Genomic DNA, 11,298 nt, shown 5'->3' with positions numbered 1-11,298 from the left:
GAAACAGTATCAAGGGGGAAACATTATGTACTTGACGCCTCAGCATGTATTGCTCGCTGGAGCCACCGGCCTGGTCGGTGAACACTTACTTGATCGGCTGCTCAACGAACCGACCATCAGCCGCGTACTGGCACCGTCACGCCGACCACTGGCGGAACATCCTCATCTGGAAAACCCGGTTGGCGATCCGGCGGTGCTTCTCCCCCAACTCAGTGGCCGCGTCGACATTGCCTACTGCTGCCTGGGCACGACGATCAAACAGGCCGGCTCCGAACAAGCCTTTCGCGCAGTCGATCTGGACCTGGTGGTGGCGTTCGCCAAACGTGCACGGGAAATGGGCGCACGGCACTTGATCGTGATCAGCGCCCTGGGGGCTGACCGCAGATCCTCGGTTTTCTACAACCGGGTCAAGGGCGAGATGGAATACGCATTGCGCGCACAGAACTGGCCGCAACTGACTATCTGCCGACCTTCCCTGCTACTGGGCGATCGGCTTGAACCGCGACTCGCCGAACAACTGGCAGGCCCGCTGTCCAAACTGATTCCCGGCAAATACCACGGCATCGAAGCCTGCCAACTGGCCCGCGCCATGTGGCGCCTGGCGCTGGAAGAACAGGATGGCTTGCGGATTGTCGAGTCGGATGAGTTGCGCAAACTCGGCAAATAGTTTCTCAGGTCAACACCGAACCTGTGGCGAGGGGGCTTGCCCCCGTTCGGTGGCGAAGCCGCCGCAATCCGGTCAATTTGATTTATCTGAAGAATCGCGTGGCAAGTATTGGGGCCGCTTCGCGACCCAACGGGGGCAAGCCCCCTCACCACAGGGATCGCGCGCCCCCTTACAACCCGCCTGTTGCCTGAAACCCAACCCCTAACACCGTCAACACCGACAGCGGCAACAGCAGCGTGTCGAGCAGCGCGCTGGCCGGCAGGTCAAGGCCGGGGTAGCTCGGTGCTTCGGCGCCAAAATGATCCTTGGCGCAGCAACCGCCGTCCAGCGCGTACAGGTCAAGGCGCATCCCCGAGTACACCACTGGCGCGCCAGGCTTGGCCGCGTCCAATGTGCGTGCGGTGGCACAACCGCCCAATTGCAGGGCGAGCAGAAGACTCAATAGCTTATTCATCACTGCTCAAATGGTGTTCACCCCAACGCGGCAGCATGTCTTGCGGGATGTTCAACAGATTGAGAATCCGCGCCACGACAAAGTCCACCAGATCATCGATGGTCTGCGGCTGGTGATAGAAACCCGGCGAGGCCGGCAGAATGGTCACGCCCATGTTCGACAGCTTGAGCATGTTTTCCAGGTGAATACTGGAATACGGCGCCTCGCGTGGCACCAGAATCAACTGCCGACGCTCTTTCAAGGTCACGTCGGCGGCGCGCTCGATCAGGTTGTTGCAGGCACCTGTGGCAATCGCCGACAAGGTCCCGGTCGAGCACGGCACCACCACCATCGCGGCCGGCGAGCCGGAGCCCGAGGCCACGGGCGACATCCAGTCTTCCTTGCCATACACCCGAATCTGCCCGGCAGCCGCGCCAGTGTATTCAGTGAGAAAGGCCTGCATCATCTGCGGTTTCGGCGGCAGCGTGACGTCGGTCTCGGTGGCCATCACCAGTTGCGCCGCCTTGGAGATCAGGAAGTGCACCTCGCGGTCTTCGCGCACCAGGCAATCGAGCAGGCGCAAACCGTATTGGGCGCCGGAAGCGCCGGTCATGGCCAGCGTGATGCGATCCGGACCGTTACTCATTTAAGCGCCTCGGCCAATTTGCCATGCAGGCCGCCGAAGCCGCCGTTGCTCATGATCACCACGTGGGTGCCGGGTTTAGCCTGGCTCTTCACCTGCTCGATAATGCCATCCAGCGAGTCGCAGACCATCGACGGCACGGTGCACAGCGCAGCAACGGCGGGCAAGTCCCAGCCGAGGTTGGCCGGTGCGTACCAGATCACCTGATCGGCATCGACCACGCTTTCCGGCAAACCGTCACGGTGCGCGCCAAGCTTCATCGAGTTGGAACGCGGTTCGATGATCGCGATCAGCGGTGCGTCGCCGATGCGTTTGCGCAGACCGTCGAGGGTGGTTGCGATGGCGGTCGGGTGGTGAGCGAAGTCGTCGTAGATGGTGACGCCATGAACTTCAGCGACTTTTTCCATGCGCCGCTTGACGCTCTTGAACGCGCTCAACGCGGCGATGCCCATACTCGGAACCACGCCCACATGCCGCGCGGCTGCCAGAGTGGCCAAGGCATTGGCAACGTTGTGCTGGCCGGTCATGTCCCACTCGACCACGCCTTGGGCGACGCCTTCGAACATCACTTCAAACTTCGAGCCGTCTTCGCTGAGCAACTTGACCTGCCACTGCCCGCCCGCGCCGGTGGTTTGCACCGGGGTCCAGCAACCCATTTCGATTACGCGCTGCAATGCGGGTTCGGTGGTCGGGTGGATCACCAGGCCTTCACTCGGGATGGTCCGCACCAAGTGGTGGAACTGTCGCTCGATGGCCGGCAGATCGGGGAAGATGTCGGCGTGATCGAACTCAAGGTTATTGAGGATCGCGGTACGCGGACGGTAGTGAACGAATTTCGAACGCTTGTCGAAGAAGGCGCTGTCGTATTCATCGGCTTCGATCACGAAGAACGGCGTGTCCCCCAGACGTGCCGATACCGAGAAGTTCTGCGGCACGCCGCCGATCAAAAAGCCCGGGCTCATGCCGGCGTGCTCCAGCACCCAGGCGAGCATGCTGCTGGTGGTGGTTTTACCGTGGGTGCCGGCAACCGCCAGCACCCAGCGGCCTTGCAGCACGTGGTCGGCCAGCCATTGCGGACCGGAGACGTATGGCAGGCCTTTGTTCAGTACGTATTCGACCGCCGGGTTGCCGCGCGACATCGCATTGCCGATCACCACCAGATCCGGGGCCGGATCGAGTTGGGCTGGATCATAGCCTTGCGTCAGCTCGATGCCCTGCGCCTGCAACTGAGTGCTCATCGGCGGGTAGACGTTGGCATCGGAGCCCGTCACATGATGGCCCAGCTCTTTGGCCAGGACCGCCATCGAACCCATGAAAGTGCCGCAAATACCCAGAATATGAATGTGCATAGTCAACCTCGTAAAACATCGAGGCAGGTTAGCGTAGGGAGGGGAAAATCGCACTCTTTAGTGAGATGACCACGACCACTGTGGCGAGGGAGCTTGCTCCCGCTGGGCTGCGTAGCAGTCCCATTTTTAGGGCCGCTTCGCGCCCCAGCGGGACGGTGCGGCGTTCCGACAAGCTCCCTCGCCACAGGGAAACGTCCATCCTTAACTGACTGGCATTAGGGCTTGCCCCCCTCGCCACAAAAGTGTGCCCCATGCTGTTTAACGGGCTATTCCGTGCTTGCGCAGTTTTCTATAGAGGGTGTTGCGGCTGACTCCCAGTTGTTCAGCGGTATGGGTCATGTGCCAACGCTGCTGCTCCAGGGCATTGAGCAACGCCAGGCGTTCGGCATCGTCCAGCGGATATTCGGACACCTCTTCCACCTGCGCCAACACTGGAGCCGGTCGGACCTGGCGAATAATCGCCGGCAAATCCTCAACCCCGATCCGTCCGTCATCACACAATGCCGCCAGGGTCCGCAGCACGTTACGCAATTGCCGCACGTTACCCGGCCAGGCGTAGTCGAGCAGCGCCTGTCGCGCCGCCGCGTCAATCAGCACCGCCTCCCCGCCCGACTCTTCAGCCAGCAAAAAGTCCAGCAACTGCGACTTGTCGCTGCGTTCGCGCAACGCCGGCAAAGCGATTTCCAGACCATTGAGGCGGTAATACAAATCTTCACGGAAACTGCCGTCCTGCACCCGTTCGAGCAAATTCCGGTGAGTGGCACTGATGATCCGCACGTTGACCGGCAGCGGCTCGCCACCGATCGGCACCACCTGCCGATCTTCCAGCACCCTTAATAGTCGGGTTTGCAACGCCAGCGGCATGTCGCCGATTTCGTCGAGGAACAGCGTGCCGCCATCGGCCTGCTGCAACTTGCCGCGCATGCCTTCTTTGCGTGCGCCAGTGAAACTGCCGCCGCGATAGCCGAACAGTTCGCTCTCGATCAGGCTTTCCGGGATCGCTGCACAGTTCAGCGCAACGAAGGCGTTGTCGGCGCGCTGACTGGCCTGGTGCACGGCCTTGGCGAAGGCTTCTTTACCTGAGCCGGTTTCACCGTTGATCAACAGCGGCACATCACGCTCGAAGACCCGCAAGGCTTTGCGAAAATCCGCCTGCAGCCCTTCATCCCCCAGACAAATACCCGTAAGAACCGGGCGTTCGGCAATGACCGGCGGTTGCAGCACCGGGGTCGGTACGCTACGCGGCTGGCCGCGCAATAGCGCAAACAACACCCGCCCATCGCGAGTGCGCAGTGGCCAACTGGCTGCGGCGTTAACGCTCGCACGCCCCAGCAGTTCGTCCAGCGAGCAATCGAAAAACGCCTCGACCGGTTGACCCAGCAACCCGCCACGAATATGTCCCAGCAGGTTCAACGCGCTCTGATTGACCGCACTGATCCGCCCTTCTCCGTCGAACGCCAGCAGCCCTTCGCTGAACAGCCCGACCGACTCGGCCTGCAAGTGAAAGCGCAACAGCCATTGATTGTCGAAGTAACGCAGGAAGTAGCAGCTCTCGATCATCTTCGCCGAGAGATTGACCAGCGCCATGGTGTGAAACTGGCTCTGACGCGAGACATCGTGGCGCGCCGACGAAACGTCGAGCACCGCCAGCAGTTCGCCATGCGGGTCGAACACCGGGCTCGCCGAACAGGTCAGCCCTGTATGACGTCCCCGAAAATGCTCATCCTGGTGAATGGTCAGCGACTGCCGCTCCACCAGGCAGGTGCCGATACCATTGGTGCCTTCGCAGGCTTCACTCCAGTCGGCACCAAGCCACAGGCCGGCACGCTCGAAAATCTTCCGTTCGGCAGGCGCGGTGACACAGTTGAGGATCACCCCGCGGGCGTCGGTCAACAGCACGGCGTGGCCGGCACCGGAAAGTTGTTGATGCAGGCTGGTCATTTCGCCACCGGCAATCTGCAGCACTTGCTGCAAGCGCTCGCGACTCTCCAGCACACGACCGTGTTCAAGCACCGTCGGCGCCATGGTCAGGGCCGGGTCGAGGTGATAGTCCTCAAGACAACGCAGCCAGGAACGGGCGATGGACGGATCGCTACCGGGACCGTGCAAATGGGATTTGCCCTGGGTCACGGTCAAGACTTGCTGGGCATGGCGACTCAAATGGTTGCTGTGCATTTTTTATTATTCTCTCCGAACACTGTGCTGGGCCCAATGAAGGACTGTCACCACCTTGTGGCGAGGGAGCTTGCTCCCGCTCGAGTGCGTAGCGCTCGCAAAAAATCATCAACGGCAGACATTTTGGGGCCGCTTCGCGACCCAGCGGGAGCAAGCTCCCTCGCCACAGAGCGCCCAGCATCCTCCTGCCTCGATTGCTTTGCAATGCTGGCAAGACCGCCCGGTCACAGGCTGTGCCACAAGCGGTACAAACTGTCACAAGGCCTGTACCACATCTGTCACAGGCCCTGTATCACCACCCCCTCGAAAAAACCGTAAGCCCTTGATTTACCTGACCCGCAAAGCACTGGCCCGACCTTTGCTCTACGCTTCTCAAGCGCTTACTGCGCGTACTCCCTTATAAGCACAAAAGCCAAGGAGATACTCACCATGCGTTACGCTCACCCAGGTACTGAAGGCGCTATCGTTTCGTTCAAGAGTAAATACGGCAACTACATCGGTGGCGAATTCGTCGCGCCTGTCAAAGGTCAGTACTTCACCAATACTTCCCCGGTCAACGGCCAACCGATTGCCGAATTCCCCCGCTCCACGGCCGAAGACATCGAAAAAGCCCTGGACGCTGCCCATGCAGCCGCCGATGCCTGGGGCAGCACCTCTGCTCAGGCGCGCTCGCTGGTGCTACTGAAAATCGCCGACCGCATCGAGCAAAACCTCGAAGTCCTGGCAATCACCGAAAGCTGGGACAACGGCAAAGCCGTGCGTGAAACCCTCAACGCCGACATCCCGCTGGCCGCTGACCACTTCCGCTACTTCGCCGGTTGCCTGCGCGCCCAGGAAGGCAGCGCCGCGGAAATCGACGGCAACACCGTGGCTTATCACATTCACGAACCGCTGGGCGTGGTCGGGCAGATCATCCCGTGGAACTTCCCGATCCTGATGGCCGCCTGGAAACTTGCCCCGGCACTGGCCGCCGGCAACTGCGTGGTGCTCAAGCCCGCCGAGCAAACCCCGCTGGGCATTACCGTGCTGCTGGAACTGATCGGCGACCTGCTGCCGCCTGGCGTGCTGAACGTCGTGCAAGGTTTCGGCAAAGAAGCCGGTGAAGCCCTGGCCACCAGCAAACGCATTGCCAAAATTGCCTTTACCGGCTCGACCCCGGTCGGCTCGCACATCATGAAATGCGCCGCCGAAAACATCATTCCGTCCACCGTGGAACTGGGCGGCAAATCGCCGAACATCTTCTTCGCCGACATCATGCAAGCCGAACCGACCTTCATCGAAAAAGCTGCCGAAGGCCTGGTACTGGCGTTCTTCAACCAGGGCGAAGTCTGCACCTGCCCGTCCCGCGCACTGGTGCAAGAGTCGATCTACGACGACTTCATGAAAGTGGTGATGAAGAAGGTCCTGCAAATCAAACGTGGCGACCCGCTGGACACCGACACCATGGTCGGCGCCCAGGCGTCCGAGCAGCAATTCGACAAGATCCTCTCGTACCTGGAAATCGCCAAAGGCGAAGGTGCCGAGTTGCTGACCGGCGGCAAGGTAGAAAAACTCGAGGGCAACCTGGCGACCGGGTATTACATCCAGCCGACCCTGCTCAAGGGCACCAACAAAATGCGCGTGTTCCAGGAGGAAATCTTTGGCCCGGTGGTGAGCATCACCACCTTCAAGGACGAAGCCGAAGCCCTGGCGATTGCCAACGACACCGAGTTCGGCCTTGGTGCCGGTCTCTGGACCCGCGACATCAACCGCGCCTACCGCATGGGCCGGGCGATCAAGGCCGGACGCGTCTGGACCAACTGCTACCACCTGTACCCGGCCCACGCCGCGTTCGGTGGTTACAAGAAGTCCGGTGTCGGCCGTGAAACCCACAAAATGATGCTCGACCACTACCAACAGACCAAAAACCTGCTGGTGAGCTACGACATCAATCCACTGGGTTTCTTCTAACCCCGCGCGAAATCGCGTAACAGCTATCGCGGGTAAGCCTTGCTCCTACAAATCACACCCCCCTGTAGGAGCATGGCTTGCCAGCGATGGCGCCTTCATTGACACAACCTAAATTGCCCTGCCGCTCTGGCACGGGCCTTGCGTGCCCGTTCGACAGATTACCCGCTGCGTGAACAGCGTCGATCCACCCAAACCGCCACACCCGAAAGTCCAACAGATCGAACAATAAAAAACAGAGAGGACTTATGACTTCTTCAACAACGCTCAAACCCACACTCGGCACCTTGCATCTATGGGGCATTGCCGTCGGCCTGGTGATTTCCGGCGAATACTTCGGCTGGAGTTACGGCTGGGGCACCGCAGGCACCCTGGGGTTCCTCGTCACCGCGTTGATGGTGGCGACGATGTACACCTGCTTCATCTTCAGTTTCACCGAACTCACCACCGCGATTCCCCACGCTGGCGGGCCCTTTGCCTACAGCCGACGGGCCTTTGGTGAAAAAGGCGGCTTGATCGCCGGGATCGCCACGCTGATCGAATTCGTCTTTGCGCCACCGGCCATTGCGATGGCCATCGGCGCCTACCTGAACGTGCAATACCCGGATCTTGACCCGAAACTCGCCGCGGTCGGCGCCTACTTCGTGTTCATGGGCCTGAACATCCTCGGCGTCAGCATTGCCGCGACCTTCGAACTGGTGGTGACCGTTCTGGCGGTAGCCGAACTGCTGGTGTTCATGGGCGTGGTTGCACCGGGCTTCAGCTTCAGCAATTTCGTGCTCAACGGCTGGTCCGGCTCCAATGAGTTCACGGTCGCCTCGATCCCCGGCATCTTTGCGGCGATCCCCTTTGCCATCTGGTTTTTCCTCGCCATCGAAGGCGCGGCCATGGCTGCCGAAGAAGCCAAGGACCCGAAACGCACCATTCCACGGGCCTACGTCAGCGGCATCCTGACCCTGGTGTTCCTGGCCATCGGCGTGATGGTAATGGCCGGTGGTGTGGGCGACTGGCGCCAACTGGCGAATATCAACGATCCACTGCCCCAGGCCATGAAAGCCGTGGTCGGCAACAACTCCAGCTGGATGCACATGCTGGTGTGGATCGGTTTGTTCGGTCTGGTGGCGAGCTTCCACGGGATCATCCTCGGCTACTCGCGACAGTTCTTCGCCCTCGCTCGCGCCGGCTACCTGCCTCGCGGCCTGGCCAAGCTCTCGCGCTTCCAGACCCCGCATCGGGCAATTCTGGCCGGCGGTGTGATCGGCATCGCGGCGATCTACAGTGACGGGCTGGTCAACCTGCAAGGCATGACCCTGACCGCCGCGATGATCACCATGTCGGTGTTCGGCGCTATCGTGATGTACATCATCAGCATGCTCAGCCTGTTCAAACTGCGCAAAACCGAGCCGCTGCTGGAGCGCACCTTCCGCGCCCCGGGTTATCCGATCGTGCCGGGCATCGCGCTATTCCTGGCGGTGGTCTGCCTGGTGGCGATGGCCTGGTTCAATACCTTGATCGGGATGATTTTCCTCGGTTTCATGGTGGCCGGCTTCATCTACTTCCAATTGACCGCCAAACAGCGCTTCGACGCCCCGGCGGATGCGATGCTTACGGGTATCTGAGTCGCACCGGCGCCGGGCAGTTTTCCCGGCGCCTGCATTATTGAAGTGCACTGGAATCCAGTGTGGGAGCGGGCTTGCTCGCGAAAACGGACTGACATTCACCATTGATGTCGACTGACCGTCTGCTTTCGCGAGCAAGCCCGCTCCCACAGGGGTTAGTCAGTGTTATCAAGACGTGTACACATCAAGAGGACACCGCTCATGGCTGCATTTGCCCATACCGTCGGCGCCCGGACTTACCGTTTCGATGGCCTCAAGGAAGTCATGGCCAAGGCCAGCCCGGCACGCTCCGGGGACTTTCTGGCCGGTGTCGCCGCCCTGAACGATGGCGAACGGGTCGCCGCGCAAATGACCTTGGCTGATATCCCGCTCAAGCATTTCCTGCAAGAAGTGCTGATCCCCTACGAATCCGATGAAGTCACCCGGTTAATTATCGACACCCACGACGCCCGCGCCTTTGAGACCGTCAGCCACCTGACCGTTGGTGGTTTTCGCGACTGGCTGCTCAGCGATGCGGCCGACGAGCAGAGCCTGCGGGCGCTGGCCCCTGGCCTGACCCCGGAAATGGCCGCTGCCGTGTCGAAGATCATGCGCGTGCAGGACCTTGTGCTGGTGGCACAAAAGATCCGCGTGGTGACTCGGTTTCGCGGCACCATGGGCCTGCGCGGGCGCTTGTCGACCCGCCTGCAACCCAACCACCCCACCGACGAACCCGCCGGCATCGCCGCGAGCATTCTCGACGGCCTGCTCTACGGCAACGGCGACGCGATGATCGGCATCAACCCGGCCACCGACAGCATCGCCTCGATCTGCGCGATGCTGGAAATGCTCGATGCGGTCATCCAGCGCTACGAAATCCCGACCCAAGCCTGCGTGCTGACCCACGTCACCACCTCCATCGAGGCGATCAACCGTGGCGTGCCACTGGACCTGGTGTTCCAGTCAATCGCTGGCACCGAAGCGGCCAATGCCAGTTTCGGCATCAGCCTGAGTGTGCTGCAGGAAGGGTATGAAGCAGGCTTGAGCCTCAATCGCGGCACCTTGGGGCAAAACCTGATGTACTTCGAAACCGGCCAGGGCAGCGCGCTCTCGGCCAATGCCCATCACGGCATCGACCAACAAACCTGCGAAACCCGCGCCTACGCCGTGGCCCGGCACTTCAAGCCGTTTCTGGTAAACACCGTGGTCGGTTTCATTGGCCCGGAATACCTCTACAACGGCAAACAGATCATCCGCGCCGGCCTCGAAGATCACTTCTGCGGCAAGTTGCTCGGGGTGCCGATGGGGTGCGACATCTGCTATACCAACCACGCCGAAGCCGATCAGGACGACATGGACACCTTGCTGACGCTGCTCGGCGTGGCCGGGATCAACTTCATCATGGGCATCCCCGGCTCCGACGACATCATGCTCAACTACCAGACCACGTCGTTCCACGACGCGCTCTACGCGCGCCAGACCTTGGGCCTGAAACCGGCACCCGAGTTTGAACGGTGGCTGGCACATATGGGCATCTTCACCCAAGGTGATGGCAAGGTGCACTTCGGCAACAACCTGCCGCCGGCCTTCCGCCAGGCCATGGCGCAACTGGGATGAGTAATCTGCTGATGGATAAACCAACCGTCGATCCGCAAAACCCCTGGCTGGGACTGCGCCGCCTGACTCCGGCACGCATCGCTCTGGGCCGCACCGGCACCAGTATGCCGACCAGCGCGCAACTGGATTTCCAGTACGCCCACGCCGAGGCCCGCGATGCCGTGCACCTGCCCTTCGATCATGTCGGACTCAGCCAGCAACTGGCCGAGCGCGGACGCGACAGTCTGCTGCTGCACAGCGCCGCCAGCGATCGCCACAGTTATCTGCAACGGCCAGACCTGGGTCGCAAGTTGAGTGACGAGTCCGCGCAAAAACTGCGCGAACACGCGTTGGCCAACCCGGGCGGCGTTGATCTGGCGATCGTCGTGGCCGACGGCCTGTCGGCGCTGGCGGTGCACCGGCACACCTTGCCGTTTCTGACGCGCATGGAAGAACAGACTCAAGCCGAAGACTGGTCATTGTCGCCGGTGATTCTGGTGGAACAGGGTCGCGTCGCCGTGGCTGACGAAATCGGCGAATTGCTGGGTGCAAAAATGGTCGTGATCCTGATCGGCGAACGCCCTGGACTCAGCTCGCCAGACAGTCTCGGTTTGTATTTCACCTATAATCCAAAGGTCGGCCTGACGGACGCCTATCGCAACTGTATTTCCAATGTCCGCCTTGAAGGTTTGAGCTATGGCATGGCGGCACACCGTTTGCTGTACTTGATGCGCGAGGCCTGTCGACGGCAGTTGTCGGGGGTTAACCTGAAAGACGAAGCCCAGGTCCAGACTATTGGGTCGAAAGATGACGCTGATATGAAAGGAAATTTCCTACTGAGTCTGCCGGATGCCTGACCCGTATTGGAATTGCGTTTTTGATCCGCTTTC

General features: G+C 60.9%; 9 protein-coding genes. 5 read left to right on the top strand and 4 right to left on the bottom strand.

Annotated features, from left to right (window positions below; translation table 11 throughout):
- Window positions 1–25: 25 nt before the first annotated feature.
- Entirely contained in the window at window positions 26–667 is a 642-nt protein-coding gene (locus AC3WK5_RS21010; protein ID WP_054594218.1) for an oxidoreductase, read from the top strand.
- A 169-nt stretch (window positions 668–836) separates the two neighbouring features.
- Here AC3WK5_RS21010 and AC3WK5_RS21005 read toward each other — a convergent pair whose 3' ends face one another.
- The 4 genes from AC3WK5_RS21005 to AC3WK5_RS20990 all read right to left on the bottom strand — a co-directional run bounded on the left by AC3WK5_RS21005 (window position 837) and on the right by AC3WK5_RS20990 (window position 5,267).
- The gene (locus tag AC3WK5_RS21005) at window positions 837–1,121 is read right to left on the bottom strand and encodes a YceK/YidQ family lipoprotein (protein WP_103317535.1); all 285 of its coding nucleotides are present in this window, start codon (window positions 1,119–1,121) and stop codon (window positions 837–839) included.
- A complete protein-coding gene (gene ubiX, locus AC3WK5_RS21000) occupies window positions 1,114–1,746 on the bottom strand; it encodes a flavin prenyltransferase UbiX (protein ID WP_019693823.1) in 633 nt (210 codons plus the stop codon). The genes AC3WK5_RS21005 and ubiX overlap by 8 nt, the downstream gene beginning before the upstream one ends.
- Window positions 1,743–3,092, bottom strand: a complete 1,350-nt coding sequence (gene mpl / locus AC3WK5_RS20995; protein WP_103317538.1) for a UDP-N-acetylmuramate:L-alanyl-gamma-D-glutamyl-meso-diaminopimelate ligase — start codon at window positions 3,090–3,092, stop codon at window positions 1,743–1,745. Before mpl ends, ubiX begins: the two co-directional genes overlap by 4 nt.
- Before the next feature lie 258 nt (window positions 3,093–3,350).
- Window positions 3,351–5,267 carry a sigma-54-dependent Fis family transcriptional regulator gene (locus AC3WK5_RS20990; protein WP_103317539.1) on the bottom strand — a complete coding sequence of 639 codons (1,917 nt, stop codon included), beginning with the start codon at window positions 5,265–5,267 and terminating at the stop codon, window positions 3,351–3,353.
- A 429-nt stretch (window positions 5,268–5,696) separates the two neighbouring features.
- Here AC3WK5_RS20990 and exaC point away from each other — a divergent pair, with 429 nt between their 5' ends.
- The 4 genes from exaC (at window position 5,697) to eutC (ending at window position 11,265) form a co-directional block, all read left to right on the top strand.
- Complete coding sequence (gene exaC / locus AC3WK5_RS20985; RefSeq protein WP_054594222.1) at window positions 5,697–7,217, top strand: acetaldehyde dehydrogenase ExaC; 1,521 nt, start codon at window positions 5,697–5,699, stop codon at window positions 7,215–7,217.
- 245 nt (window positions 7,218–7,462) lie between these two features.
- Entirely contained in the window at window positions 7,463–8,833 is a 1,371-nt protein-coding gene (gene eat, locus AC3WK5_RS20980; RefSeq protein WP_054594223.1) for an ethanolamine permease, read from the top strand.
- A gap of 201 nt (window positions 8,834–9,034) precedes the next feature.
- A complete protein-coding gene (locus AC3WK5_RS20975; protein ID WP_054594224.1) occupies window positions 9,035–10,429 on the top strand; it encodes an ethanolamine ammonia-lyase subunit EutB in 1,395 nt (464 codons plus the stop codon).
- A gap of 11 nt (window positions 10,430–10,440) precedes the next feature.
- Entirely contained in the window at window positions 10,441–11,265 is an 825-nt protein-coding gene (gene eutC, locus AC3WK5_RS20970; RefSeq protein ID WP_103317568.1) for an ethanolamine ammonia-lyase subunit EutC, read from the top strand.
- The last annotated feature ends 33 nt before the right edge of the window (window positions 11,266–11,298 follow it).

It is taken from the genome of Pseudomonas sp. FW306-02-D09B, from assembly GCF_058782685.1.
Note: the sequence above shows the minus strand (reverse complement) of the source record. Positions and strands in the feature narration are given on the sequence as shown.

Coding starts and splice junctions, on each gene's coding strand:
- mpl (WP_103317538.1), bottom strand. CDS start 3,092: ATGCACATTCATATTCTGGGTATTTGCGGCACTTTCATGGGTTCGATG.
- AC3WK5_RS21005 (WP_103317535.1), bottom strand. CDS start 1,121: ATGAATAAGCTATTGAGTCTTCTGCTCGCCCTGCAATTGGGCGGTTGT.
- exaC (WP_054594222.1), top strand. CDS start 5,697: ATGCGTTACGCTCACCCAGGTACTGAAGGCGCTATCGTTTCGTTCAAG.
- AC3WK5_RS20990 (WP_103317539.1), bottom strand. CDS start 5,267: ATGCACAGCAACCATTTGAGTCGCCATGCCCAGCAAGTCTTGACCGTG.
- AC3WK5_RS21010 (WP_054594218.1), top strand. CDS start 26: ATGTACTTGACGCCTCAGCATGTATTGCTCGCTGGAGCCACCGGCCTG.
- AC3WK5_RS20975 (WP_054594224.1), top strand. CDS start 9,035: ATGGCTGCATTTGCCCATACCGTCGGCGCCCGGACTTACCGTTTCGAT.
- ubiX (WP_019693823.1), bottom strand. CDS start 1,746: ATGAGTAACGGTCCGGATCGCATCACGCTGGCCATGACCGGCGCTTCC.
- eat (WP_054594223.1), top strand. CDS start 7,463: ATGACTTCTTCAACAACGCTCAAACCCACACTCGGCACCTTGCATCTA.
- eutC (WP_103317568.1), top strand. CDS start 10,441: ATGGATAAACCAACCGTCGATCCGCAAAACCCCTGGCTGGGACTGCGC.